Annotated in this window: 23 protein-coding genes; 6 read left to right on the forward strand and 17 right to left on the reverse strand. The window is 42.6% G+C overall.

Annotation, left to right across the window (positions count from 1 at the left end; all coding sequences use genetic code 11):
* Positions 1–2: 2 nt before the first annotated feature.
* From scpB to lepB, 15 genes are all read right to left on the reverse strand, one after another.
* Positions 3–551 carry an SMC-Scp complex subunit ScpB gene (gene scpB, locus NT136_01505; protein MCX6765620.1) on the reverse strand — a complete coding sequence of 183 codons (549 nt, stop codon included), beginning with the start codon at positions 549–551 and terminating at the stop codon, positions 3–5.
* Positions 552–656: 105 nt separating this feature from the next.
* Positions 657–1361: a segregation/condensation protein A gene (locus tag NT136_01510; protein MCX6765621.1), complete on the reverse strand. Its 705-nt coding sequence runs from the start codon at positions 1359–1361 to the stop codon at positions 657–659.
* A 123-nt stretch (positions 1362–1484) separates the two neighbouring features.
* The gene (locus tag NT136_01515; protein MCX6765622.1) at positions 1485–1982 is read right to left on the reverse strand and encodes a YbaK/EbsC family protein; all 498 of its coding nucleotides are present in this window, start codon (positions 1980–1982) and stop codon (positions 1485–1487) included.
* A gap of 139 nt (positions 1983–2121) precedes the next feature.
* Positions 2122–6273, reverse strand: a complete 4152-nt coding sequence (locus NT136_01520; GenBank protein ID MCX6765623.1) for a tail fiber domain-containing protein — start codon at positions 6271–6273, stop codon at positions 2122–2124.
* A 65-nt stretch (positions 6274–6338) separates the two neighbouring features.
* Positions 6339–7580, reverse strand: coding sequence for an MFS transporter (locus tag NT136_01525; protein ID MCX6765624.1), 1242 nt, complete (start codon positions 7578–7580; stop codon positions 6339–6341).
* 28 nt (positions 7581–7608) lie between these two features.
* Positions 7609–9018, reverse strand: coding sequence for an aspartate--tRNA ligase (gene aspS / locus NT136_01530; protein ID MCX6765625.1), 1410 nt, complete (start codon positions 9016–9018; stop codon positions 7609–7611).
* A gap of 95 nt (positions 9019–9113) precedes the next feature.
* Complete coding sequence (locus NT136_01535) at positions 9114–9917, reverse strand: response regulator (GenBank protein MCX6765626.1); 804 nt, start codon at positions 9915–9917, stop codon at positions 9114–9116.
* A 32-nt stretch (positions 9918–9949) separates the two neighbouring features.
* The gene (gene ispH / locus NT136_01540) at positions 9950–10828 is read right to left on the reverse strand and encodes a 4-hydroxy-3-methylbut-2-enyl diphosphate reductase (GenBank protein ID MCX6765627.1); all 879 of its coding nucleotides are present in this window, start codon (positions 10826–10828) and stop codon (positions 9950–9952) included.
* A gap of 171 nt (positions 10829–10999) precedes the next feature.
* Entirely contained in the window at positions 11000–11554 is a 555-nt protein-coding gene (locus NT136_01545; protein MCX6765628.1) for a hypothetical protein, read from the reverse strand.
* A gap of 377 nt (positions 11555–11931) precedes the next feature.
* The gene (locus NT136_01550; protein ID MCX6765629.1) at positions 11932–13209 is read right to left on the reverse strand and encodes a His/Gly/Thr/Pro-type tRNA ligase C-terminal domain-containing protein; all 1278 of its coding nucleotides are present in this window, start codon (positions 13207–13209) and stop codon (positions 11932–11934) included.
* Between the two features lie 41 nt (positions 13210–13250).
* On the reverse strand, positions 13251–13703 hold the full coding sequence (locus tag NT136_01555; protein MCX6765630.1) for a GatB/YqeY domain-containing protein: 453 nt from the start codon (positions 13701–13703) through the stop codon (positions 13251–13253).
* A 108-nt stretch (positions 13704–13811) separates the two neighbouring features.
* Positions 13812–14063 carry a hypothetical protein gene (locus NT136_01560; protein MCX6765631.1) on the reverse strand — a complete coding sequence of 84 codons (252 nt, stop codon included), beginning with the start codon at positions 14061–14063 and terminating at the stop codon, positions 13812–13814.
* A gap of 170 nt (positions 14064–14233) precedes the next feature.
* Positions 14234–14581 carry a histidine triad nucleotide-binding protein gene (locus NT136_01565; GenBank protein MCX6765632.1) on the reverse strand — a complete coding sequence of 116 codons (348 nt, stop codon included), beginning with the start codon at positions 14579–14581 and terminating at the stop codon, positions 14234–14236.
* 33 nt (positions 14582–14614) lie between these two features.
* The gene (hisS, locus tag NT136_01570; protein ID MCX6765633.1) at positions 14615–16027 is read right to left on the reverse strand and encodes a histidine--tRNA ligase; all 1413 of its coding nucleotides are present in this window, start codon (positions 16025–16027) and stop codon (positions 14615–14617) included.
* 51 nt (positions 16028–16078) lie between these two features.
* Entirely contained in the window at positions 16079–16717 is a 639-nt protein-coding gene (lepB, locus tag NT136_01575; protein MCX6765634.1) for a signal peptidase I, read from the reverse strand.
* A gap of 120 nt (positions 16718–16837) precedes the next feature.
* Between lepB and NT136_01580 the strand changes: the two genes are divergently transcribed.
* The gene (locus NT136_01580; GenBank protein MCX6765635.1) at positions 16838–18319 is read left to right on the forward strand and encodes an LCP family protein; all 1482 of its coding nucleotides are present in this window, start codon (positions 16838–16840) and stop codon (positions 18317–18319) included.
* A 4-nt stretch (positions 18320–18323) separates the two neighbouring features.
* Positions 18324–18863: an aminoacyl-tRNA hydrolase gene (gene pth, locus NT136_01585; protein ID MCX6765636.1), complete on the forward strand. Its 540-nt coding sequence runs from the start codon at positions 18324–18326 to the stop codon at positions 18861–18863.
* A gap of 118 nt (positions 18864–18981) precedes the next feature.
* On the opposite strand, the gene cas2 is transcribed toward pth, so the two are convergent.
* A complete protein-coding gene (gene cas2 / locus NT136_01590) occupies positions 18982–19563 on the reverse strand; it encodes a CRISPR-associated endonuclease Cas2 (protein ID MCX6765637.1) in 582 nt (193 codons plus the stop codon).
* A 119-nt stretch (positions 19564–19682) separates the two neighbouring features.
* On the opposite strand from cas2, the gene NT136_01595 reads away from it, so the two are divergent.
* From NT136_01595 to NT136_01610, 4 genes are all read left to right on the forward strand, one after another.
* Positions 19683–20015 (forward strand): hypothetical protein, encoded by a 333-nt coding sequence (locus tag NT136_01595; protein ID MCX6765638.1) that lies wholly within the window; start codon positions 19683–19685, stop codon positions 20013–20015.
* A gap of 107 nt (positions 20016–20122) precedes the next feature.
* The gene (gene dprA / locus NT136_01600) at positions 20123–21226 is read left to right on the forward strand and encodes a DNA-processing protein DprA (GenBank protein ID MCX6765639.1); all 1104 of its coding nucleotides are present in this window, start codon (positions 20123–20125) and stop codon (positions 21224–21226) included.
* A gap of 75 nt (positions 21227–21301) precedes the next feature.
* The gene (gene topA, locus NT136_01605) at positions 21302–23530 is read left to right on the forward strand and encodes a type I DNA topoisomerase (protein ID MCX6765640.1); all 2229 of its coding nucleotides are present in this window, start codon (positions 21302–21304) and stop codon (positions 23528–23530) included.
* A 267-nt stretch (positions 23531–23797) separates the two neighbouring features.
* Positions 23798–25279, forward strand: a complete 1482-nt coding sequence (locus NT136_01610; GenBank protein ID MCX6765641.1) for a RelA/SpoT family protein — start codon at positions 23798–23800, stop codon at positions 25277–25279.
* A 98-nt stretch (positions 25280–25377) separates the two neighbouring features.
* Here NT136_01610 and NT136_01615 read toward each other — a convergent pair whose 3' ends face one another.
* Positions 25378–26301, reverse strand: coding sequence for a ParB/RepB/Spo0J family partition protein (locus tag NT136_01615; protein ID MCX6765642.1), 924 nt, complete (start codon positions 26299–26301; stop codon positions 25378–25380).

Below are 26301 nucleotides of genomic sequence, written 5' to 3' on the forward strand. Positions count from 1 at the left end.
TGCTATTCTTTAGTGATTATTGACTGGACTCGCTCATCGGAAGAAAGACGCTCGTAATCAGGAAGTTTTTTAACATCGTCCATTCCCAAGACCTTCAGAAAATCAAACGATATCTGATAAATGTATCCTCGCGCGTCTTTGGGATTTTCTTCCCTTCTCACCAGGCCCCGGAGCAGCAGGTTTCGCAGCGTATAGGTGCAGTTTACTCCGCGGATGGACTCAATTTCTGAACGGGTAATTGGTCCCCGATAAGCGACAATTGAAAGCACTTCCAGCGCCGCCGAGGAAAGTGATTCCTGGAGTTCTCCCCGGATTAGCTGCTTAACAAACTGGGCGTTATCCGGCTGGGTGGCCATCTGGACTTCGTCTCCGCTGCGCACTAAAATTAGTCCGCTTTTTTTCGTCGAATATTCAGCCGACAGCATCATCAGGGCGTTCTCCACCTCCGGCTTTAGGGCTTGCGTTATTTTTGCCAGGCGGGATAATTTCACCGGCTCGCCGCTGACAAACAACAAACTTTCAATGATGGATTTTAATTTATTAATTTCCATATGGATGAACACAGATAAGAAACTGATTTTCACAGATCACAGATCATATTTTTCCATCCGTGATCCGTATTAATCTGTAAAATTAGTGTAATCGGTTTTATCACCTTAATCAGTTTTATACTTCATCTTTATCTCTTTAAACATTCCGCTTTGCTCGACATTTATTATCTTCTGCTTCACCAGCTCCAGCATTGCCAGAAAAGAAACAATCACCTCGATTTTGTCCCGCGCGCCGGAAGCCACTTCCGCAAACGACACTTCAATTCTTTCACGCAGCACTTTCTGCAAATGGGATATTTTTTCTTCCAGAGTCACAATCTCCCGGACTATTTCTTCTTCCAGTTTTTCCACCAGCGGAATTTCCTTCAAAACTTTGAGGAAGGACTCTTTAAGGGAAAACGCGCTGACTCCGGGGGGAGGATAAAAAAAGGGTGTGATGCCCAGAAAACTTTCGCGGGAAAAGCTGGATTTCGGAGAATGAAAAAGGGCGCTGATTTGACGGGAGACATCCTTGAATTTTTTATATTCGGCTAGCTGGTACTCTAGATCCTTGATTTCTTTTTCTTCCTCATCGCTTAGCGCCAGCGTCGGCAGGAGTGCTTTGGACTTAATAAGAATGAGCCGGGAAGCAATTGACAGGAACTCCGCCAGGTTTTCCAGGGTGATGTTTTCTTGGCACTCAACATATTTTAGGTACTGGTCTGCCACCTTTGCTAAACTGACCCGGGTGACATCCAGTTTCTGCTCTTCAATCAACGCCAAAAGAAGCTCCATCGGCCCTTCGAATTGTTCTAATTTTATCTTATACACTACTTTACTTTAGCTCAAAATTTAAAGCTTAAATCTCAAAACTACAGCGAAAAGCTAAAAAATATTTTATTATTTTTGAGTTTTGAGTTGTGACTTTGCGCTTTGCATTTTGCGTTTTACGCTTTACTTTTTCACACTGAAACTTCCGATAATCGGTTTTTCCTTTTTCACATACTGGTTAACAGCCACTCGAATAGAGATATCGTATTCTCCCGATCCCAGATAAACCTTTTTATTTTTAAGCAGCAACTTGTCAATATAGATGTCTTTTTTCAGAATTCCTCGGAAAGGAGGAGTGGCTCCTATTTTCCCCGGAGCATTTTTTTTCATCCAGGGTTCTTTGGCCAGTTCAATTCCCCGCTGCATTTTTTCGCCCTTCTTTTTCATTTCCGCGTTAACCGCCTTCAGGAATTTTGCTTTGTCCAGTTTTCTATCAGACGGCAGAAGCGCTACCATCCAGTCATTACCGGATTTCAGCACCAGCGCCTTGGCGACTTCTTGCGGTTTGACATGCTCGGTTTGAGCCGTGTCCCAAGCCGTATAGGTAGTGCGATGGCTAATAACTTCATATTTATATCCGCTTTTTACTAAATAACCAGCGATTTTTTTGGAAATGGGCATAGGTTTTTATTATGAAATTACTTAGCCATTATAACATTTGGCTTGAAAAATTCAAATTCCCGAAGCCACGCTTCGGGAATTATTTTCCACTCCGGGAACTGCTATCTGCGATCCGCGTTCATCCGCACATAAATCTGCGTTAATCCGTAGTTTTAACTATCCACCAGCTAAATTCTAATTCTTCATCAACTGTTTTTTCTACTTCAACTTTGAAACTTTCGCTTTCTTTTATTTTGGTAACAGCCAGGGGTTGTTTGGCTACTTTTTTAGCCGTGACAAAAATCTCACATTTATCCGTCACTGCCTTGGTTTTCACTGTCACGCTTTTCCCGTCGGATCCCGTCTCGTCGTCTTTGCCGTCTTCGTCTTCGTCTTTTTCCACGGGGAGGATTTTGGCAGTGCCAAGAGTTCTTTTTTCTTCATCAGAAACCTTGACGGTAAACGCTCCGGCTACTATTCCTTCCGCCTCTACCTTGCCCAAGACGCTGATGTCGCCGGGATTTTGCACCTGATCAATACCCAGAACCAGCTTAATGTAGTCAATATCATTTTTATTGGCTTCCATCTGGGCGACATTCAGTTCCTGGTTAGTGAGCGCCTTCAGTTCGTCAATTTGGGCCTGGAGCGTAACCGTGAGATTTTCCAGAGCGGCAACCCGGCTTTCCAAGTTGCTGTTTTGGGCTTCCAAATCCACAACCTTATCTTGAACATTATTGATATTATCACTAACAATTGAGAGTTGTTCGTCCACCGAGGTCTGCAGTTCCGCCAGATTAGTGACGCTTTCGTCCGTCTTGAGAGCCAGTGTCTCCACATTAGTTGATATCCGCTGGTCTTCGGTTTGCAATCCGCCGATTTGTGTCTGCTGCTCCTGCATAGACTTTACTATCAAGGGAGTCAGCTTGGAATAATCCACCTGCCAGTATTTGGTGTCGTTTTCGGGAATGGTGACGGCTTGAGGGTATACATCATATAACTCCTGGGCGATGACGCCGTAGACAATTTCTTTGGTTGGATCGGACTTGAAGTTGAACTGGCGGATTTGGATATTCATCAAATTATTGATGCCGATGTTGGCCAGAGTGACGTTTTCCTTCAGCCGGACGTCTGAAGAAGTGTTGTAATAAGTCTGGGTGTTGTTGTAAGTGATGGATCCAACGGCGGTGCCGTCACCGTCGTTGAACTGGATCAAGGTGTTGGTTCCGGCGGGAGTGTCTTCACCGGCTTGGATGAGCAAACCGTAGCGGTCGGTGTTGTTGCCGTCATTGTAAAATTCGGCGGCGTAATCTGCGGAAGCGTTGTCATAAACATGAAGCGCCGCTCCAGGCCCCGTCGTCCCGATGCCGACATTGCCGGCGAAATATGACTGGCCGCCGGCTGAATAAATCGCATAATTTATGGCGCTCCCCCTACTTTGGTTCTCCAAGTAAAAGCCGTAGTTGTTTGTTATTGGCCCGGCGCCTGTTGGATTGGGAATATATAGAGCATACCCATCTGTTATGGTTCCTGCTCCTTCATTATGAATAGCGGTATATGTACCATATGCAGCAGTTACGGCCCCGGTACTCATATTCCCGGCACGATTCCAACTACCGTATGCAGTTGTAATAGTACTGGATGACCAGTTATGAGATTTATTCCTTGCCCCATATGATGTGGTCACATTTCCTGCTCCTGCGTAACTATTGGCAGTATGAGTGCCACCTACTAAGTCAGTTACGGTTCCAGACCCATAGTGCAAAGCAGAGTGATCCGACCCTTCAAGGCGCGGGAAGTTCTGCGCATTCCCGCTCTGCGTTGCAACTTCAAAATTGGAACCATATGCTTCAGAGGAGGGTGCGCTGGAAGGGTTAAGCGTGAGTCTTAGATAATGGCCTATGACATAACTAGTGCTGAGACTCGTCAGTATATCTCGACTGTCAATTAACGTTAGCGATGATGCTCCATCTATTGCTTTGTTTATGCCACTGTCGGAACCAATGGCCGCCCTTTGAGAGACGGTGAAATTCCCATTGACTTCAAGTTTTTCCACCGGACTCGTCGTCCCAATGCCGACATTGCCGCCCTCAAATATAGCCGAATAATTAGTTGTTCCTCCAGTGGCATTTACATAAAGTCCGCGGTTGACAGCCGAGGTTCCGTCCCAGGTTCCGGTTGATGTTACCGATAAGCCCGTTTTTGTTATCGAGGCGGTTGAAGATGTGGCCGTGTTGGTAAGAAGATTGCCTATGTAATCGGCGGTTTTAGACCCGCTGGCTATGGTGTGTAAAATGGAAGTTGGTGAAGTCGTCCCGATGCCGACTTTACCACCGAAATAAGATGGATTCCCGTCTGCTGCATATAGCGAATATCTGGCACCAGAACCAGAATTGGTGTCATTTTCAATATAAAGCGCGGCTGTGCCGTATGAAGGGGATGTATCATTAGTCAGAATAAACTCACCAGCATAATTAACTGACGCGTTACTGCCAACAACACTAAGAGCTTGTCCTGGACTCGTCGTCCCAATCCCCACAAGGCCATTGGAATTAATCACCAATCTATCATTTGTCCCCAGAGCCGTGGTGGAAATCTTGAATTTGTCCGAGTCGGAATCGTCCACACCCATAGTGAATTTTACGGAAGGGGTGGCACCGACGCGGAACTGGAGAGAGGGATCGTAGGTGGTATCAGAAAGATTAGTGAGAGTTAATACCGGATTGGCGTCAGTGTCTTGGATTTCAAGAAGAGAGGCCGGACTCGTCGTCCCAACGCCGACGTTGCCGGCGAAATAGGACTGGCCGCCAGCCGAATAAATGGCGTAGCTGGTGGTGCCAAAGGCCTGGTTCTCAAGATAAAGGCCGTAGTGAGTGCCAATCGAGCCATTAGAGTAAGGAGAACGAATATAAAGACCATAGTCAGTCGTGACTGAAGAACCAGCCCGGTAGGCGCCGCTTCTGATTCTGGCTCCGTAATTGTTGGTGACTGTGCCGTCAGTGGCGACATCAAGGTCAATGCCATAGTTGTTGGTAATAGAACCTAAATTTGAAGCGTTATAGATGCAGGAATAAACATATAATCCCGTCATCTCTCTGACATCGCCTCCTCCGACCGAAGTGGCCCATATAGTACCGCTGGTAAGATAATCTATTGTTCCGCTTCCATAATGATTCGCTCCCGCTCCCAGTGCAGAGACGAAAGCAATATTTTTAGTATTGCCGGAAGGAATTTGGGTTTCAAAGTAGGCGCCGGTAGCTCCTCCCCAATCTGCTCCGGTCAGATCAATGGTCGGATCAACTTTGATAGTAGAATTGAGAGGATTCCAATATTTATAAGTGGAGAAATCAGTCAGGGTTTGGGAAAAATCAAAAAGTAAAGGCCAGTCCCAGTCATTCGTCACTCTTCCCATCGCATCATTGCCAGCCGAGATCCGGCCGGTGGCGACAAAATCGCCACTCACCGTGAGCTTGGCTAGAGGAGAGGTAGTCCCGATTCCCAGCCAGTCGTTGGTGTCATCCCAGTACATTCCGGAGAAGGCCGTCCAGGAGCCGGCGTTATTGTAGAGCATCTGGCCTTCGGTGCCGTTGGGGAGTGAACCGCCGCCGGAGAGATTAGTTGTTCCCCAGTAAAGATTTCCGCCGGAGTTGTAAAGCGTGGCAGTGGTAGTTGAAGGAGCGGCGTCATTGAGATAGATTCCGGCCGACCCTCCGTCTGTGCCTTGGACGTGAAGCTTATTAGAAGGAGAAGAGGTGCCGATGCCGACGTCGCCTTGAGCAACCAAGTTCCCGTCAGAAGTGATGCCACTGGCGGCATAGAGAGTATTAACGGTGAGGTCAATGTCGTCGTCAATGTCTTCGTTTTTAATGGATTCGTTTTTAATTTCGCGGGAATCCACCGCTCCGGTGATAATCCGGACAAGGCCGTTGGATTTGATCTGGATGTCTCCGGTTTTGTATTTTGTCGTTCCGTCTTCGGAGATGACCGGGGTGAAGATTATTCGGGAAAGGATTCTATCGTTTTGTGAGGAGGGATCAAAATAAAGGGTATCGAGAGTATTATCGTTAGAGGCCATACCTCTTAGAGTTGTTGATGTTAAGAGAGGTGCTGTCTCTTGATTGGATTCTTCTCCGAGGATATTTTCGTTGCTGTTAGTATCCAGACTGTTAGTATTCAGCTCTTTCTGGAGATATTGGAAAAAAACAAAAAAAATAATCAGGATTATTATGAGGAATATCAAAATCATTCTTCCGGGGAAGGAAAACCGGGATGATGGCTGGGGAGAATTTTGGGAATGCGGATATGAAGAAATCATTTCCTTTGGTGAAAATTTTTACTATTTGTCCGATTATGCTTTAATTTTACCAACTTTGGAAAAATTTACAAATCCCTCTCTGTTTCTCCCTTTGTTAAAGGAGGAACTCTTATTTCCCTCTCGCTTCTGTTATCCACCAGCCGGAAAGCCGGATAAAGGGCGGAAAAAGCGACCAGCGCTGTCAGGAGGAAAATCGATTTAAGCGGAAAAATGAACAGAAAAGGCGTTGAAATAATGGCGGCTGCGATGTAAGCTGCCGCCCGCGAAGTCCGGAAAAAGTCAATGACATCTATGTCAGTGCTTTCAATCCTTTTATAAAAATAAGAATCGCGCAAAATTTCAACCAGTGACGCCCCGATTCTGGTGGCAAAAAGCACGAGCGCCCAAACGGCAACCGAAGTGGAGCTTATGAAGTAGACAGAAAATGTGGCGATTGCCATAACAATGAGAGAAAAAATAATAAGTTCTTTCTCTCCGGTTTTTTTGTCGGCGATCAGTCCGGCCGGATATTGAAACAAGACAAACGGAACAAGCATCACGGTAAAGACAATTCCGATTTGATCCCATCCCAAACCCAAGTTGCGAAGATAAATCGGCGTGTAAATCACCATCAGCGCATAGAAAAATTCAAGTACAAATGAGATGTAGTAAGCGCGTAAAACATTCTTTCGCAGGGACACTTTTTTTAAAATTTCCATTATGGTGGGGCGGTATTTCACGTTTTCTCTTAAATTACGCAGCCCTAAAAGAGCAAATAAAAATATGAAAGAATAAAGGATAATTAAAAAAATAAAAATTCCATGAAATCCGAATTTGTCCAGGAGCCGGGTGGAAAGAAGCGGTCCGAAAACGTAACCGGTGTTCATAATGGTAAGGTGCAGCCCCCGGATTCTTCCGGAAAATCGGTCAGTCGAGCAGGACTCCAGAATCATATCCAGCGCTACCCAGGCCAAACTGCCGGCAATGAGATATAAAATAAGCGGTATCAGGGCAAGAAAATTCGGAGGCAAAAAAACAAGTAATAGAATAATTGGAATTTTACAGAGCAGAATGAAAAGAAACGCCCGGGATCTCCCGTAGGCGGCGACGACTTTGTGAAAATTAAGAAGGATAATAAGCTCGATGGCGTAAGCGACTAAATAAAACACTCCGACATTTTCCGTTCCCGAAATGTTCTTGAAGTACGTTGACAAAATGTAAATCAGGACTGCCTGGCCGAATCCCAATAAAAAAGAAATAAAACTGATCAGTTTTATCTTTTCTTCGTTTAAGTGCTCTTTGTGAAAACAAAATTCGCTGTCGGACATTGTGTTTTAGTTTTCTGACCAAGTATTATTAGAAAATTTTTCTTTTCGTCTTTCTTTTGATTACTTTTATACCCACTTCTTCTAACTGCTCTTTGCCTAACTCGCTCGGGGCTTTCATCATTAAATCTTCCGCTTCTCCAGTTTTTGGAAAAGCTATCACCTCTCTAATATTAGGCTCATTCATAAGGATCATGATTAATCTATCAATACCGGGAGCAATACCGCCATGAGGAGGAGCGCCATATTCGAAAGCTTCAAGCATGTGACCAAATCTTTCTTTAATCGTTTCTTCATCCAGTCCTAAAAGCCGGAAGATCTTATGTTGAATTTCCTTTTTATGAATTCTGATACTCCCCCCTCCTATTTCACATCCATTTAGTACAATATCGTAAGCCCGAGCACGTACTTTATCTGGATTCGTTCCAAGTAGCTTAATGTCTTCTTCAAGAGGGGCTGTGAAAGGATGATGAGATGAGGTACGTCGGCCGTTCTCGTCCTTCGTAAAAAGTGGAAAGTGTAAAATCCAGCAGAATGCTAACTTATTTCTGTCATTTTTGTCAGTTCGAAGATCCGGTTTATCAGTTCCATATCTTTCCATTGCATCTTGATAATTTAATTCGGGAAAAGGTATCTGGGTGATTTTTTTCTCTGGAAAGTGTTTCTTAACAAGTTGAATAAGACACTCCTCATACAGATCTCTAATTTCCTTTTCGTCTGCAAAACTCATCTCCACATCAAGTTGAGTAAATTCCGGCTGGCGATCACCTCTTTGGTCTTCATCGCGAAAGCATCTCGCAATTTGGAAGTACCTTTCAAATCCTGCCACCATTAACAACTGTTTAAACTGCTGGGGCGACTGAGGAAGAACATAAAATTTACCTTTATGAAGGCGTGAAGGAACAATATATTCTCTTGCTCCTTCAGGAGTTCCTTTTGTAAGAATAGGGGTTTCTATCTCTAAGAATCCTTTTTCCAGATAAAAATCTCTTATAAATTTTATCACCCTACTTCGTATTATTATGTTATTTCTCATTCTATCTGTACGAAGATCCAGATAGCGATATTTTAGTCGAATCTCTTCCTGTACTTCAGAAGTATCTTTTTCTATTTCAAAGGGAGGAGTTTTTGATTCATTCAAGATCTCTATTTTCTCTACCGTTATTTCCACTCTCCCTGTAGAAATTTTTTCATTAACAGCGCTACGTGGTCTTTCCTTAATTATTCCCTCCAGCTCTATGACATACTCACCGCGCAGTCCTTTGGCGGCTTCATAGGCCTCCTTTTTGTCGGGAATAATCACGCATTGAACGATGCCGCTCCGGTCGCGAAGATCAATGAAAATAAGCTTGCCGTGATCACGGCGCCGGTGTACCCAGCCCTTGAGAAACACTCGCTCTCCTATTTTTTTCGGCGTGTCAATGATTAAAGTTCGCTGCATAAATTAAACTAAAAAAACTGAGAAGCTGAAGAACAGAGAAACATTTTTAAGCTTCTTGGTTTCTCAGTTGCTTAGTTTTTTAGTTGCTTAGTTGCTCAGTTATTTAATATTTCTTCAACTTTTTTTGACAAATCGCTCGGTACGATCCGGGTTTTGACAAAAAAATCAGAAATTCCCATCGCCTGAACTTTTTTTAATTCTTCATCATCAACTGAAGCGGAAAGAACGATCAGAGGAATATTTTTCGTTTTTTCTTCCAGTTTCAGCCGCTCGATTAATTCGCTTCCGGTCATCGCCGGCATTATCACATCCAGAATGATGAGGTCAAAATTTTTAGCCAGCGCTTCTTTGAGTCCCCAGGCGCCGTTTCTGGCAAATTCCACTTCATAGCCGTCCGTGCGCAGTTTCTCTCCAAACATTTCCAAAAAAATTTCTTCGTCCTCAATAAAAAGAATTCTTTTCTTCTCTCCCTCTTTCTCTTCAGAAGAAGGGTTCCCTCTTCTCTGCTCATTCTTTTTTTCTTCCTCATACTCACTAAGCATTCGCTGAATTTCCTTTACTAGATCTGATGGGGTGTAGCGGGTTTTGGGAATGAATCCGTCCGCCCCGGCCTCAAACGCTTTATCTTGATCCTCTTTTTCGTCCAGGTTGCTGAAGATTATCACTTTCATTTCCGGGTTGTATTTCCCGCTTTGCTTGAGCTCTTTTAACACGCTCAAACCGCTCATGTCCGGAAGCACCATATCAAGAAGGACAAGATCAAACTTATCATCCCGGGCTTTTTTAAGAACCTCGGCTCCGCTGGCCGCCACGCCAACCTCAAAACCGGCCGCGGAAAACTTACGCTCGTAAATTTCCGAAATCATCGGATCGTCTTCAACAATAATGATTTTGGACATATGTTTACATTTTATCTAAAACAAGCAAAAAATCAAGTTCCGTTTTTCCTGAAATATTCCACTACTTCCTGAATTACCCATTGCGGAGTTGAGGCGCCAGCGGTAATGCCGACTTTTTCAATTTTTCTAAGCCATTCTTTTTTAATCTGATCAGCTCTTTCGATAAAATAGGACCGCGGATTGATTCTTTTGGCAATTTCCCAGAGCCGAGTGGAATTGGCGGACTCCGAAGAGCCAATTACCACTACCGCGTCGCTTTGGCGGGCGATTTTTTTCACTTCATTCTGGCGATCATGAGTTGTGCGGCAAATGGTATTGATGACCTTAACATCAGGGCAGAAGTTATGGACGAAGGAACTCACGATTTCGGCGAGATCCAGATCCTGGGTTGTCTGGAATAAAACAGTGACGCGCTTAAACGAATTTAATTTCAGTTCTTTTAATTCTTTTACCTTTTCCACGATTATGGCGGTATTTTTAGACCATTCTCTGATGCCTTTCGTTTCTTTATGGTCTTTGTCGCCAATGATGACAAGCTTGTGCATTTTTTCAGCGAATACTTTGGCGAGCCGCTGCACCCTTATCACTCTCGGGCAGGTTGTGTCAATAAGCCAGATTTTTTCTTTGCGGCAAAATTCATAAAGCGCCGGTCCGATTCCATGAGCAGTGATTACTAGCGTGCCGATCTTGCTTTTAAGGTTTCGTAAATTTTTGAAAAGATTTCGGTCAACCTGGATTTTTTTCACTCCCAGATCTTCCAAATTCTTCACGACATCGGCATTGTGAACCAGCGATCCCAAAACATAAATTGGTTTTTTGACTTGAGGATTGCCAACAGCGCTCACGATCATATCATAAGCGCGCCTTACTCCCTCGCAAAACCCGGCGTGTTTAGAAAGTGTAATCTTCATGAAATAAATAATTTACCCCAAACTCAATTCAGGGGTCTATTAAAGCCATCCTAACAAAAATGGCTGTTTTTTACTTATTCTCAAAGTTATTTTACCAAACTTTTCGCCAAAATAAAAGGAGATGTAACAATTCGCTGTTACATCTCCAATTCTAAGGATCAAAATAAAGTACTAACTTGCGAGCAACGCCGCGGGATTGAAGTCGCTCCAGTCGTCGTCAAGCCAGCGGCCGTGCCAGTGCCACCTGCCGCCGTGCCAGTCGAGGTAACGGACGCTGAGGTAGCCAGTGGAGTCGCGATAAATCGTTCCCCAAAAAAACACGTATTTGTCTTTCCATTCCTCAGGAATAAGGTGTGGATTGGCAAGTAGATAATCAAGGACGTTGGCGTTGAGAACTGGCATTTTTTCCAATTCCTTGTGCAGTATGTTTCCCTCGATCACTTTTCTATCCCTTTGCTTCTTAGAAAGATAAAGTGAGATTTCTGTCGGATCCCACTTTAACTGCCTGCCCTTTTTGTGCCTAATCACATTCCATCCGCTTGGGACGAAGGGATCCGCATCACAGTTGATTACATGGTCGATAAGCTTAATTTCTGCATAACCAAGTATTACCTGACGAACTTGAGCAAGGATATCGCCCTCACTTAATTTTTTTATCTCTGCATTTGTCCAATCTCCGCGCCGAAACGCGGCTTTTAACTCCCCAGCCTGGTCAACATCGAGCATTATTTCGCTCATCGTTAACTCCTTTCTTTTTGCAACAGTGTTCTTGCGAACGTGTTGCGGTTATTAAGAACATTTATCCCGCTAATGCGGAATACCGGCCATTTTTATGACCAACGCTTAATTGTACACCTAAACCGGCCGACTGTCAAATGCCGGAGTCAATTTTTGGTTTAAATGAAGTATTTATTAGCTCAGATTTTAAATTATATTCACTAAAAGCATATCTTAAGATATTTTATTACACTTCCAAACTTTAAAAAATCAATAACTCCCATGGATTGCGACCGCAATTTATGGCAACCATAAGAAAAATTCTAAAATCTTTTGACACTTTGCTCCGATCGGGGCATACTGTCAAATAAATTATTTTTGGCGAGCTACTTTTTACTCTTTATAAGCTCTACTAATTTTTGAATATCGAAAAGTGTCGGTTTATTTTCATTTCTCTTCTTCACTTCCACTCCCCCGGCTTTCAATGATTTTTCACTTACCACAACACGATATGGAATACCGATAAGATCCGCGTCGGCAAATTTCTCCCCGGCGCTCGCTTCACGATCGTCATGCAGCACTTCAATTCCATTGTCCTGCAATAATTTATATATTTTATCAACCTCTTCATCAATTTTGATTTTTGACCCGCCTGCCGGCGAGGCAGGTTTTTGATTTTTGATTTTGAGCAGGTGCACCTGGTAAGGTGCAACTGCGATTGGCCAGATGATTCCTTTTTCGTCATGATGAAGCTCAACAATCGTTCCCATAAGGCGATTAAGGCCGATGCCATAACAACCCATGGTAATTAATTTGTCTTTTCCGACTTTGTCTTTGACAGTCAAATTAAACGGCTTGGTAAATTTATCCCGAATCTTGAAAATATTCCCGACTTCAATTGCTTTTTCAGTTCTGAACTTATCAGTGCCGCACTGGGGGCATTGGGGCGTTTCATGTTTAATTTCTTTGTTAATCGCCACCTTGCATTTATCGCAGATATATATGGTATCTTCGCCGGCTTCGGAGAGGGTCTGAAATTCATGGGAATATTTGGAAAAAGTGCCGCCGGTGGCAAAAGTAAGGTGGGTTTTTCCGCCAATGCCTGCTTTATTAAAGATGTTAAAGTAACTTTTCTTTACTTTTTCGTAGTAATTATTAAGATCATCCTCATTAAGATGAAAAGAATAGAGATCTTTCATTAAAAATTCCCTTCCCCGCAGCAGCCCGGACTTTGGCCGCAGCTCCATCCGGAATTTGTTCTGAATCTGATAAGCGTAAAAAGGGATATCTTTGTAGGAATGGATGTATTTTTGAACAAGGGGAACAATCACCTCCTCATGAGTTGGCCCCAGGGCGAATTCACGCCCGCCCGAATCCTTGACTTTATACAAATCATCCATCGTGTTCCAACGTCCGGTTTTTTCCCAATTTTCCTTAGGCTGAAGCGCCGGCATAAAAATTTCCTGCCCGCCGACAGCGTTTATTTCTTCCCGGATTATATTCTCTATCTTTTTCATTACCCGGAGCCCTAGTGGAAGAAAAGAATAAACCCCGGCCATTAATTTCTCCACAAAACCGGCTCGAATTAGAAGCTGGGCATTGGCGCTCGTCTCGTCCTTCGGTGCCTCTTTTTGGGTTTTAGTGAAAAGCTTGGACTGCAACATAACTTTATTTTTTATTTGCCTTGGTTATTTGGCTTAACTCTTTACCTCAATAATTCTTCTACTATTTTTTTCACCATGTTTCCATCTGCTTGACCTTTGAGGCGTCCCATGGCGGCGCCCATCACGCGTCCCATATCGGCTTTCGACGCCGCGCCGGTACCCGCGATAACTTCCTTCACGATTTCCCTGATTTTATCTTCACTCAACTGCTCCGGCATATAAGCGGAAAGGATCTCAATTTCTTTTTTTTCTTTTTCGGCAAGGTCGCTCCTCCCACCTTTTTCGTATTGTTCGACACTGTCGCGGCGCTGTTTGATCGAGCGGGCAATAACCTCGACAACTTCCTCGTCGGATAGTCCTTCATCCTGCTTCTTTTTTTCAATTTCAGCGTTGTGGATAGCGCTGCCAAGAAGGCGCAAAACATCGCGGCGAAACGCGTCGCCGGTTTTCAGCGCTTCTTTTAGATCATTGGAAATTTTTTCCTTTAAATTCATATTCTTGTTTACGAATTACTAATTCCATACGAATATACGAATATACGAATTACTTTTTGAATATTAGTATATTCGTAAAAGCGAAGCGCATTAGTAATTAGTAAATACTTATTCCATTTTACGTTTAATATCTTTCAGTGTTTCTTCGTCAAATTTTCCTAATTTTTTCAGTTTATCAATTTCCTTGCGGATTCGGACTTTATATAGCGCTTCTTTTCTCTTTTCCCTTTTGCTTTTTTCTTCAGCCCGAAACCGCGTCCGGCGGGCGCGAACAAGAATGCCGCTCTGCTGAACCCGGCGGGAAAATCGGCGGATTAAACTTTCCGCTGTCTCTCTTTCCTTTTTTCGCACTTCAATCATCTAAAACCTCCAATCTAGAAATTTCTAATTACCAACTTCTAATTTCCAATAAAAATCCAAATGTCAAAATCTAAATTGTTCCAAGTCAAGCCCAAAATCTAAATTTTTAAAAATTTAAACATTTGAAATTGATTTGAAATTTGAGCTTTGGAATTTGGATTTTTAATAAATTAAACTGGTCTTATTTCTTCATACAATTTTGCTCCTCCGATGAGATGCAAATGAACATGAGGAACCTCCTGTCCCCCGTCTTTTCCCGTTCGAAACAACAGCTTGTATCCCTTTCCCGCAATTCCCGTTTGCCGGGCAATGTTTCGAGCGGTAATTATCAATTTTCCAATGAGCTCTTTGTCATTTTCCTCTAAATCATTGGTGCTGGCGATATGCTTTTTGGGAATAATCAAAATATGGACTGGTGCAATAGGATGAATATCTTTGAACGCCAAGACATCGTTATTTTCATAAACAATCTCTGCCGATATTTCTTTGGCAACAATTTTGCAAAAAATACAATCCATAATTCCTGAATTATCCGCTGCGCAATACCACGCTTATTGTTTTAAAACAATTACCGGACTTTTGAGAATTTTTCTCACTGCTGTGATTAGCTTTTCGCCGGTAACTGTCTCTTGAGTTCCGCTTACCATGTCTTTTACGATTACTGTTCCGTCCAAGGCCTCTTTCTGGCCGATAATAAGGGTAATTTCCACTCCCAATCGATCAGCTATCCGCAACTGCGATTTTAAACTGCCTCTGCCAAAACTTTCTGCTACGAGGATGCCGTTTTTCTCCAATTCGGAAAACAGCCGCAAGCTTTTCTTTTTAGCTAGATCCCCGAGTTGTGCCAGAAAGATTCTGGGTTTGGGTTCCCGGTATGGTTTGGCGTTCACCCTTTTCATTTCCAGCACCAGACGGTCCAGTCCCAGGCCAAAACCAATGGCTGGGGTGGATTCGCTTCCGAGCAGTTTAATGAGATCATCATATCTTCCTCCGCCCCCAAGGGAATATTTTCGTCCTTCTTCTTCCTCTGACCAAATTTCAAAGACGGTTTTCGTGTAATAATCTAGCCCTCTTACCAATCGCGGATTAATAAAGTACGGGAGATCCAGCTCGTCCAGATATTCCAGAAGATTCTTAAAATGCACGCGGCACGGCGCGCACAAGTGATCAACTGATTGGGGCGCGGCCGCCGCCAACTGAGCACATTTGTCCTCTTTGCAGTCCAGAATGCGCAAGGGGCTGACTTCTAATCTTTTCCTGCAGTTTTGGCACAGTTTATGTTTTTTTGATTCCAGATAGGAAACCAGGAGTTTTTGGTACCCCGGACGACATTCCCCGCAGCCGATGCTATTAACCTGAAACTGGATGTTTTTTATTCCCAAACTGCTAACTACTCGCTGGGCCAGCTGAATGACTTGAGCGTCCAGGATGGGATCCTGCTCGCCAAAGACATCAAAATTTGCCTGCCAGTGTTCCCGATAACGTCCTTCCTGGGGACGATCGTAGCGGTAAACCTGGCCCACTGAAAAAAGCTTTACCGGTTTCGGCCACACGTTCATCCCATGCTGAATATAAGCCCGCGCTATCCCGGCCGTAAATTCCGGGCGAAGCGCTACTTTATCCCCGCCCTTAGTGACGAAGGTGTACATTTCTTTTTCCACAATATCAGTTCCTCGGCCAATCGAACGGGCAAAAAGATTGGAATATTCCAGCACCGGCGTGTCAATTCTTTTAAATCCGAATTCCTGTGCCGCCCGACCAACAACTCTCCTCACCTGATTCCAATAGGGCTGTTCCCCCGGCAAAATGTCGCGCATTCCTCTAGGCGGCTGAAGAAAAATAATTTCTTCCGTCGGAAGTTCCTTTTTCTTCCTGACGCTTTTTTTCGCCACAGGTCTCCTCGGCGCTTTGGCTCGACGCTTTGTTTTTTTCGAATTTTTTCTCCTGTCTTTGCCTTTCACCATATTTTTTTCTTAACTTATCGCTAAAAATTGACTGTGAATTTACGGACCGAGTTAAAAAACCGATGCTTTCTCAAGCGGCCAGGCGCGGAGAATAACTTTCCCGATAACTTCATCACTTTTGAGCGGCCCCCAGGAACGCGAGTCGTGGCTGGACGAACGGTTGTCTCCTAATACAAAATACTCATCGCCTCCCAGCTGGAGCACAACACTGCCGGCGGTCTTTACGCCAGAAGCCAGATATTCACTTTCATCCAAAATGGAGCCACCCGGATTTCTCGCATTGTAGATTAAAACTTCTCCATTTTCTATTGCTATCTTTTCTCCAGGAAGACCAATCACCCGTTTGATAAAATACTGCTGGTGATTTTTAGGATAGCGAAACACAATCACATCTCCTCTTTTAAGTTCCTTGAAGGGACGGATTGAAAAAAAGTGAATTTTATCAAAACCGACATCCGTCTTTTTATATCCCAGCTCATTAATAATAAGATATTCACCATCTTCAAAAGACGTTTCCATTGAAGCGCCCTGAACAAAAAATGGCTGAAAAAGAAAGACCCTGATCGGCACGATAATCACCAGCGCCCAGAGGAAAACTTTAACAACTTCCACAATAAAACTGCCTACTCCGTAGTATGATTCTTTCCGGCTGTGGCCAGCGTAATTTTTTCCCGGATTGTCTTTTTTCACGGTTATTTCCCTAAAAAGATGCTAAACATACTCATCTTATCATCTTTTTTCTGTCTTTGCAAGGGCGGTCTCCGGCGTAACTTTTGACATTTGCCTCCAAGCTGGGATACTATGAAAACGATGGATGTGATCAATATCAAAAGTGACAAAAAGAGTAAAAAAAATGTAATACTGCTGGTTGTTGCAGTTCTCTTTTTAATAATCGCATTGGGGGGGATATATTTCGGCTGGAAAATCCACGCGGTTAGCAAAAGAATTAATATCAGCAACAGCACTGGTGTTTCTTTTACTGATAATGTCCAAGCGGTGGCTTCTTTAGTTGTTCCCTCCTCGCGTCAAGTTCTCAAAGGGGAAGAAGAAGGCAGGATAAACGTTCTGCTGCTTGGAACAGCCGGTGAAAATCAGCCGGGCAAAAACTTGACCGACACGATAATGATTATGAGCATCAACACCGCCAGTAAAAAAGTGGCTCTTCTGTCTCTTCCTCGTGATTTATATGTCTCTGCTCTCGGAAAATCCTGCGCGACAAGAATTAATGAAGTCTACCATTGCGGTCTCCTCCACGGCGAAGGGGTTGATCCGATCAAAAGCGTCGTAGAAGAGATTACCGGAATTCCGATTCACTATTTCCTGGCTTTGGATTTTGAGGGATTTAAAAAAATTATTGATGATATTGGAGGGATCAATATTATGGTTGAGCGCGACATTTATGATCCCCGCTATCCCGGGCCAAATTACAGCTACGAGACCTTCGAAATAAAAAAAGGCCTCCACCATATAGATGGAGCAACAGCATTGAAATACGCCCGGGAGCGCCATGCTGACCCTGAAGGCGATTTTGGCCGGGCTCGCCGCCAACAACAGATCATTCAAGCGTTTAAAAATAAAGTGTTCTCCCTGCAAACCTTCCTCAATGTTTTCAAATTAAACAGTCTGCTCAACACTTTAGAAAAAAATATAAAAACTAATGTCTCGCTGGAGAAAATTGAAAGTTTTATCCACTTAAGCAAACAAGTTGATAGCCAGAACGTCACCAATATTGTAGTTGATGCCTGGAAAAAAGACAGTCTTTTGAAAGTATCCCATCTGCAAAGAGGAGACCTGCGCGTGTTTATCTTGATCCCACGAGTGGGAAATTTCAGCGAAATTCAGGAATTAGCGCAAAATATATTCGATGTTGAGAAAATACGCGAGCGCTGGGCGGAAATTGAGAAAGAAAAGGCAAGTATCGCGATAATAAATCAAAGCAGCGACAAAAACCTGGCAGTCAAGATTCAAAATTTGTTAAGGGAAAAGCTGAAGCTTACTGATGTCAAACTGATTACCTCTCGTAGCACAATCAGCAGAGACAATACAATAATTATCGATAATACTTCAGGAAAAAAACTTTTTTCTCTTGACGAATTGATCAAAAAACTGCCGGCTACTTTAGGCAAAGAAAGAAATGATATAATAAGCGTGAGCACAGATTCAGATTTTGTTATCCTGTTAGGAAAAGACCTGGAGAAAACCTACGCTTTTGAGGAGGACAGTATTGAGGAGTTTAACAAAGCAAGCGAGGATCAGGAATATTTCTTAAATAATCAGCAAACTAAATACTAACAAAATGAAAATAATAATCGGTCTGGGTAATCCCGGAAAAAAATATGCGAATACCCGCCATAATGTCGGGTTTATGATAGTGGATAAATTGCGGGAAGCGTGGGACTTCTCTGCTTTTGAATTAAATAAGAAATTTAATTCTGAAATTTTAGAAGGAAATATAGATGGAAAAAAAATAATGCTCGTCAAACCGCAAACTTTCATGAATTTATCCGGCGAAGCAGCAAGAAAGATTTTAGATTTCTATAAATTGACGCCGGCCGACATTATTGTTATTCACGACGATTTAGATATTGATCTTGGAAAATTCAAAATTTCCGACGATTCCTGCGCAGCAGGACATAACGGTGTGCAGGATATTATTGATAAATTAAGCACACAAAAATTTAAAAGAGTAAGAATTGGAATCGAGGGCGAAGAAAAAAATAAAAGCCGGACAGTCCCCAGCGAAGATTTCGTGCTTCAAAAATTTGAAGATGTAGAATTAGGAAAAATAGAAAAAGTTTTAGAAGAAATTCTAGAAGAGCTAAGAAACTCTTTATAATAATCTAGTCACTTTATAATAACCAAAATAAAAGTCATATTACACTATCTGTCGGCCGACATAAGGTGTCAAAAGATATTAAATATGCAAATCCATAACTTCCGAATTTATGTTCTGTTTAGATAATATTTTTATAAACTTTTTCTACAAGCAAATAATTGACATAATTTCCTATTTTTCTTCTTTTTATTTCTTTTATCAAGTCCTCTGTTAAAGAATGCTTGCTTATAAAAACGCTCTCCTGTAATTTTCTGTAGTTTAGAAGATATAATTCTTGCCTTAACCAGTTGCGTATTTTTCTTTTATCTTCAGGAATATCAAAAATGACTACTCTGAACTTATTGTCCCATTTTTTATCTAGGGTCTTTTTTCGATTTAAAACATATTTGGCCAGTATTTTCCCCATTTTTGTTAACACATACTTGTTCCCCCTTTTTTCCACGAAGCCCTGTTTTTGTAATCTTCGAATGCTCTGTCTTATTGTATTCTCTTTAAAACTGGTCTTTTTTGAAGAGGGTCCTGGCCAATCAAATGATGAGGCGGGAAGATCCGCATAAATTGATGGCGATAAGAAAGCATTAATAGTTAATTCTCCCATTTGGATTAAGGCAACAAATACCCAGGCCGAAGCATTGAGGGAATTTCTCACAACATTCCTGGTTATAGCTCTTACCAGTTTCAAGTTTTTCTTCTTTGTCATATAACCATCTTTTAAAATTAATTCTATATTCCCGCTAGCTATATTACACTATCTCACGGCCGGAGTAAAGTGTCATATGACACACTATTTTAGTATTGCTTGTTAAATTAATATTAATTATGTTACATAATCTGGCGGCCGGCGTCAAGTGTAGTATAATTTATACTCTATTATTTCTGAACGCTATTTTGGAAAATAAAAAAGGCAGGTCTTGGTTTCCTAGATCTGCCTTTAAAGATTACTTTCTTTTGCCTTCCACAATTCCACCCGCAGTGGCATCCTCACCTGAAAATTCAGGATCAGATACGCTTAACTACTTGCGGACATTAAGGAGGATCGCCCGCTTTGGACTGCGAGCAGAACCATGGAAAGCAAACGACGAAGTCGTCCTGAACCCACCTTTGGCGGGTGAAGGATCTCGCAATAATACCGCGAATGGCGTTATTTATTAGATTCATCGACTTCGTTTGGAATGACAGATTGTTAGGAACTAACAATACAGTATAGCAAATTACCGATCATTTGTCAACCCTCAAATTTGTGCTAAGATAAAGGCATTATGGAGAACAAAAATGACCTAAAACATTTAAACGCTTTGAATAAAATCCCAGGCGTCGGTTCCCAGAAAATGAAAATGCTCCTGAAATTTTTTAAAAGTTCCGAAAATATCTGGAAAGCGGATTTGAAAAATCTCAAGGAAAGCAAAATTGGCGAGGCATTGGCTCAAAAAATTATCACGGAAAGAGAAAAAATAAATCCCAGCCTGGAATGGGAAAAATTAGAAAAAGAAAATATCAGAATAACAACCTTCACTGATGATAATTATCCCAAGCTTCTTAAAGAAATTATCAGCCCGCCGTATATATTATATGTAAAGTCCGCCGATATGAATTTTAATTGGAATTCACAGCCGATGGTTGCCATAGTGGGTTCGAGAAAATTCACCCAGTATGGAAAACAGGTGGCGGAAAATTTCGCCAGAGAGCTGGCGAGAGCCGGAATTTACATTGTGAGCGGAATGGCTTATGGCATTGATTCATTCGCCCACAGGGGAGCGCTGGAAGGCGGAGGAAAGACCGTTGCCGTGCTGGGTAGCAGTTTAGAAGACAAAAATATCGGCCCGCGGTCCAATTATGAATTATCCCGGGAAATTATGGAAAACGGCGCGCTAGTTTCTGATTTTCCGACCGGCATTGTCTCTCTTCCCGGCAATTTTCCGGCGCGCAATCGAATTATGGCAGGACTGTCTCTTGGGACAATTGTAATTGAAGCGGCGCTTGACAGCGGGAGTTTAATTACGGCCAATTTAGCGCTTGAAGCCAACCGCGAGGTCTTCGCCGTTCCCGGCTCTATCTTTTCTCCCCAGTCGGAAGGAACGAATAAATTGATTAAAAGCGGCGCCAAATTAGCCGCCAGCGTCACCGATATTCTAGAAGAATTAAACATTGAAAAGAAAGCCAGCGAGGAAAAAATTAAAAACATAATTCCGGCCACTCCCGAAGAAGAAAAAATTATCAAAAACTTGACGCATGAACCGACTCATATTGACACAATCACCAAACTTACTAAACTGGAAGCAAGTGTCGTCTCTGGGACGCTCGCAGTGATGGAAATGAAAGGAATGATAAGGAATATCGGGGGGCAGAATTACATTGTTATATAACATATAACATGAAACATATAACAAATTTTAAAAAATGATTTGTTAGATTGTTACATGTTACGTGTTTCATGTTTCATGAAACTGATTATCGTCGAATCTCCCACTAAAGCCAGAACTATTTCCAAATTTTTGGAAAAAATTTATACTGTAAAATCCTCTTATGGCCATGTTCGCGATCTTCCCAAAAGCGAGATGGGAATTGACATTGAAAATGATTTTAATCCCCGCTATATTATTCCTACTAAAGCCCGGACCAAAGTTTCAGAGCTTAAAGAACTTTCTAAAAAATCGGATGAGGTGATTCTGGCCACTGACGAAGACCGCGAAGGAGAAGCAATCGCATGGCACTTGGTTGAGGCACTCGGCCTAAATGCCAGCCGAGATACAAACGTTAAACGTATTGCATTTCACGAGATTACTAAGAATGCCATATTAAAGGCCTTAGAAAGTCCAAGGAATATTGACATGGATTTGGTCGATGCCCAGCAGGCGCGAAGGATTTTGGATCGCTTAGTCGGCTATGAACTTTCGCCGTTTTTGTGGAAAAAAGTGAAAAGAGGATTATCAGCCGGACGCGTGCAATCAGTCGCGCTAAGAATCATCGTGGAAAGAGAAAGGGAAATTGAAAAATTTGAAAAAGAAAATTATTGGGCGATAACCGCTGTACTTTCTAGGGATAAAAATAATTTTGAAGCCGGCCTCGCAAAAATCGGAGAAAAAAACGTTGAAGAAATCGTCACGCTAAAACTTTTCGCCGGTGACTACAAAACCAAAAAAACTGTCATCGACAGCGAGGCAAGGGCCAGAGAAATTATTGCCGATTTAGAAAAAGCAAATTACAAAGTAAAAAATATCACCGAAAAGGAAACTTCGCGCTATCCTTCCGCGCCTTTTACCACTTCTACTTTGCAGCAGGCGGCCAATGCCAATTTGGGATTTTCCGCCAAGTTCACGATGAGCGTGGCGCAAAAACTTTACGAGCAAGGGCATATTACTTATATGAGAACCGATAGTGTGAATCTTTCTCTCGAATTAATGCTCGCGGCCAAAAAAATTATTACAAAACTTTTTGGAAAAAACTATGCTCTTCCCAATCCGAGATTTTATAAAACCAAATCCAAGGGCGCCCAGGAAGCCCATGAAGCCATCCGGCCGACTTATCCCGGCGAGACCCCGGAGGATTTAAAAAACAAGCTAGATCCGGCCGAATATAAATTGTATAACTTGATTTGGAAAAAAATGATTGCCTGCCAGATGCAGCCGGCAATTTTCGATTCAGTGAAAGCGGAAATTGAAGCCAGTTATAAAGGCAATTATCTTTTACGAGCCAATGGTTCAACGCTTAAATTTGACGGGTTTCTGAAGGCATATAACAGCAAAGCACCAGGCGAAAACATTCTGCCGAAAATGAAAATTGGAGATAAATTAAATTTAATAAAAATTAATTTCGAGGAGAAAGCCACCACCCCTCCGCCGCGATATTCCGAAGCGACATTAATTAAAGTCCTGGAAGAAAACGGAATCGGCCGGCCGTCCACCTACGCGCCGATTATTTCTACCATCATTGAACGCAAGTATGTTGACAAGAACGAAGAGAAGCGTCTTTGCCCTCTGGAAATCGGGAAAGTGGTCAATGATCTTCTGGTAGAACATTTTCCCGAAATCGTGGATATTAAATTTACGGCAAACATTGAGGAATACTTTGATGAAATCGCGGAGGGAAAAAATGAGTGGGTTCCGGTCATTCGCAAATTTTATACGCCTTTTCATAAACACCTGGAGGCGAAAACCAAAGAAGTGAAAAGAGAAAATGTTCTAGAAAAACTTGATCGTCCTTGCCCTGATTGCGGCGGCGATCTTATTGTAAAATTCGGCCGTTTCGGAAAGTTCATAGCCTGCGCTAATTTTCCAAATTGCAAATACACCGAAAAAACAGCCGAGGAAAAAAAGGTGGACGAAGAAAACTCTGGCGTTGTCTGCGACTTGTGCGGCGCCCCGATGACAGTCAAGCGCGGAAGATATGGGACTTTTCTAGGATGCTCAAAATATCCTGAATGCAAGGGCATCAAGAAAATTGAAAACAAGATCGGCATGAAGTGCCCGAAATGCGAAAAGGGAGAAATAGTTGAGCGAAAATCCAAGCGGGGAAAAACCTTTTACGGCTGCAACCGCTGGCCGGAGTGCGATTTCGCGCTTTGGAATAAACCAACTGGCGAAACTTGCCCGCAATGCGGATCGCTTCTTGGCTATTCTTTCAAAAATAAAATAAAGTGTTCCAGAAAAGAGTGCGATTTTGAAAAGTAACATCACGACAGTGTCTGACGAAATCGGGAGTGCTACAATTAATTTTCACTTCAGTATCCTGAAAGATCCTGAAGTTTTTTCATTTACCCACACCAATTCTTATAAAGACCTTTGGCAATCAATTACTAAAGTCAATAGGCGGCTTCGCCTTACGGCTTTAAATTACCTTGGGGTTTCCCTGGAATTGGTGCGGGGATATGCCCAGCATAATTTCTATAACTTTCTTTAAACTTGCTCCTTTCTCCTCTTTCGTATAATCTAAAATATATGCTTGTCCTAGACGACATTTTAAAGTCCTTCAAGTTAGAGCTTACCGATGAGCGGCGGAAAATGATTACCGAGACCTATGAATTTGCCGCATCGGCCCACACCGGGCAAAAAAGAAAGTCCGGCGAGGATTACATCCAGCACAGCTTGGAAACCGCCAAAACCCTGGCTGATATCGGCATGGGCTCACGCACTATTTCAGCAGCGCTTCTTCATGATGTTCCCGAAGACACTGCCGTGGGACTTGAAGAAATAGAGAAAAAATTCGGAAAAGAAATCGCCAAAATTGTTGACGGCGTCACCAAACTGGGAAAACTGCGCTTGCGGGGATCGCAAAAGGAATTTTATCTTGAGAATCTCCGCAAGATGTTTTTCGCCATGGCGGAAGACATCCGCGTCGTGATTATAAAACTGGCTGACCGGCTTCATAATATGCGCACGCTGGAGCATCTTCCTCCCGAAAAACGAAAGCGGATTGCCCGGGAGACAATGGAAATCTTTGTGCCAATCGCCAACCGGTTAGGAATCGGCGAGATTAAAGGCCGACTTGAAGACCTGGCTTTTAAATACCTTGATCCTGAAAACTACGAATACGTAAAAAATCTTGAAGCCAAATACTACCAAGAAATAGAAAAATACATCAATCAGGCCATTAAAGAATTAAAAAAAGAACTTAAAAATGAAGGGATTGAAGTAATTGATATTTACGGCAGGGCCAAGCATCTATATCGGCTGTTTCTCAAGCTCCAACGCCACGATATGGACATAAGCCAGGTTTACGACTTAGCGGCTATTCGCATTATTGTCTCCGAGGTGGCTGATTGCTATGAAACACTCGGCATCGTTCACAAAAAGTATCACCCGATGATCGGAAGAATAAAAGACTACATATCGCTTCCCAAGCCCAATGGCTATCAGTCCATCCACACCACCGTTTTCGGCCCGGAAGGAAAAATTTTGGAAATCCAGATACGAACCAAGAGAATGAACGATGAAGCTGAATTCGGAATCGCCGCTCACTGGACCTACAGTGAAAAAGAAAAGAAGGGATGGAGAAAATACTTTTTCCCCAGAAAAAAGAAAGTTCCTGATGAAGAAATTGCCTGGGTCGGACAGCTTCAGGAATGGCAAAAGGAAATCGGCAGAGACGGCGAAGAATTTATGGAGGGGCTAAAGATCGACTTTTTTAAAAATCACATCTTTGCCTTCACTCCTAAGGGAGATATCATTGATCTTCCGGAGGAAGCTACTCCCATTGACTTTGCTTATGCTATTCACAGCGAAATCGGAGAGAGGGCCGTAGGCGCCAAGGCCGACGGGAAAATGGTTCCTCTTGATTACTGCATCAAAAATGGTCAGGTGATTGAAATTCTTACTACCAAAGAATCCAAGCTCCCCAGCCGCGACTGGCTCAACTTCGTCAAAACATCAGTAGCCAGATCTCATATCGGAAGACGCTTGAGAAAAGAAGGGAAGCTGTAATAATTTCTAATTGATCTAATTATTCTAATTGACCTAAAAAATTTCCAAAATTTTTTATTGGGATTTGAGAATTGGAGATTAATTAGAAATTAGATCAATCAGGAATTAGAAATTTTGTTCAAGATGTTATTCAATTCTTCTTCTGAATAATATTCAATAATAATTCTTCCTCCGCCTCCGGACTTGGCAATTTTGACTTTCGTTCCAAGAAATCCTACCAACTTATCTTCCAATTCTTTAATTTGAGGATCAATGTTTAAAATCCGCTTATGAGGCCGGACAGAAATTTCCCTGGTCTTGTTTTCTGTTTGCCTCACCGTCAGATTTTGCTTTATAATAAGCTCGAACAGGACCCGCTGCTTTTCCGGATTGTCCATCGCTAAAATGGCTTTGGCGTGCCCTTCGGTAATTTGCCCCCCAGCAAGCGCTCGCTGAATTTCAACCGGTAATCCTAAAAGGCGAATCTTGTTGGCGACCGAACTGCGACTTTTTCCTATCCGCAGCGCCACCTCTTCCTGGCTCATCTGAAAATCATCAGTGAGTTTTTTGTAGGCCCTGGCTTCTTCTACAGCATTGAGATCATATCGTTGGACATTCTCTACTAGAGCCAGTTCTAGCTTCTCTTTTTCTTTTGCCTCGCGAATTACAATCGGGACAGTTGAGAGTCCCACTTGCTTGGCGGCTTGGAATCTTCTTTCTCCGGCGATGAGTTCAAATCGTGAACCGTTCTGGCTCACTACTAATGGTTGAATAATTCCGTGCTGTTTAATTGATTGGGCTAGCCCTACTAGTTTCTCCTCGTCAATCTGAAGACGGGGCTGGTGAGGATTGGAATCAATTAAATTAATGTCGATCTCTGATACTTTACTTTGCATGAAACTTTCCTCTGAATTTCTGTTTACTTGCTCCTTTATTTCTCCGTTTTTCTGTTCTTTTGTTTCTCGGTTTTTTTGTTCTTGCGTTCCTTTATTTTTTTGAGGTATCAACGAGGCCAGGCCGCGCCCTAATCCGTAATTTTGCAT

It is taken from the genome of Candidatus Moraniibacteriota bacterium, assembly GCA_026396275.1.
In the GTDB taxonomy this organism is placed as follows: Bacteria; Patescibacteriota; Minisyncoccia; order Moranbacterales; family JAPLXC01; genus JAPLXC01.

Coding starts and splice junctions, on each gene's coding strand:
- scpB (MCX6765620.1), bottom strand. CDS start 551: ATGGAAATTAATAAATTAAAATCCATCATTGAAAGTTTGTTGTTTGTC.
- NT136_01515 (MCX6765622.1), bottom strand. CDS start 1,982: ATGCCCATTTCCAAAAAAATCGCTGGTTATTTAGTAAAAAGCGGATAT.
- NT136_01520 (MCX6765623.1), bottom strand. CDS start 6,273: ATGATTTCTTCATATCCGCATTCCCAAAATTCTCCCCAGCCATCATCC.
- NT136_01525 (MCX6765624.1), bottom strand. CDS start 7,580: ATGTCCGACAGCGAATTTTGTTTTCACAAAGAGCACTTAAACGAAGAA.
- aspS (MCX6765625.1), bottom strand. CDS start 9,018: ATGCAGCGAACTTTAATCATTGACACGCCGAAAAAAATAGGAGAGCGA.
- NT136_01535 (MCX6765626.1), bottom strand. CDS start 9,917: ATGTCCAAAATCATTATTGTTGAAGACGATCCGATGATTTCGGAAATT.
- ispH (MCX6765627.1), bottom strand. CDS start 10,828: ATGAAGATTACACTTTCTAAACACGCCGGGTTTTGCGAGGGAGTAAGG.
- NT136_01545 (MCX6765628.1), bottom strand. CDS start 11,554: ATGCTCGATGTTGACCAGGCTGGGGAGTTAAAAGCCGCGTTTCGGCGC.
- NT136_01550 (MCX6765629.1), bottom strand. CDS start 13,209: ATGTTGCAGTCCAAGCTTTTCACTAAAACCCAAAAAGAGGCACCGAAG.
- NT136_01555 (MCX6765630.1), bottom strand. CDS start 13,703: ATGAATTTAAAGGAAAAAATTTCCAATGATCTAAAAGAAGCGCTGAAA.
- NT136_01560 (MCX6765631.1), bottom strand. CDS start 14,063: ATGATTGAAGTGCGAAAAAAGGAAAGAGAGACAGCGGAAAGTTTAATC.
- NT136_01565 (MCX6765632.1), bottom strand. CDS start 14,581: ATGGATTGTATTTTTTGCAAAATTGTTGCCAAAGAAATATCGGCAGAG.
- hisS (MCX6765633.1), bottom strand. CDS start 16,027: ATGGTGAAAGGCAAAGACAGGAGAAAAAATTCGAAAAAAACAAAGCGT.
- NT136_01580 (MCX6765635.1), top strand. CDS start 16,838: ATGGATGTGATCAATATCAAAAGTGACAAAAAGAGTAAAAAAAATGTA.
- pth (MCX6765636.1), top strand. CDS start 18,324: ATGAAAATAATAATCGGTCTGGGTAATCCCGGAAAAAAATATGCGAAT.
- cas2 (MCX6765637.1), bottom strand. CDS start 19,563: ATGACAAAGAAGAAAAACTTGAAACTGGTAAGAGCTATAACCAGGAAT.
- NT136_01595 (MCX6765638.1), top strand. CDS start 19,683: ATGTTACATAATCTGGCGGCCGGCGTCAAGTGTAGTATAATTTATACT.
- dprA (MCX6765639.1), top strand. CDS start 20,123: ATGGAGAACAAAAATGACCTAAAACATTTAAACGCTTTGAATAAAATC.
- topA (MCX6765640.1), top strand. CDS start 21,302: ATGAAACTGATTATCGTCGAATCTCCCACTAAAGCCAGAACTATTTCC.
- NT136_01610 (MCX6765641.1), top strand. CDS start 23,798: ATGCTTGTCCTAGACGACATTTTAAAGTCCTTCAAGTTAGAGCTTACC.
- NT136_01615 (MCX6765642.1), bottom strand. CDS start 26,301: ATGCAAAATTACGGATTAGGGCGCGGCCTGGCCTCGTTGATACCTCAA.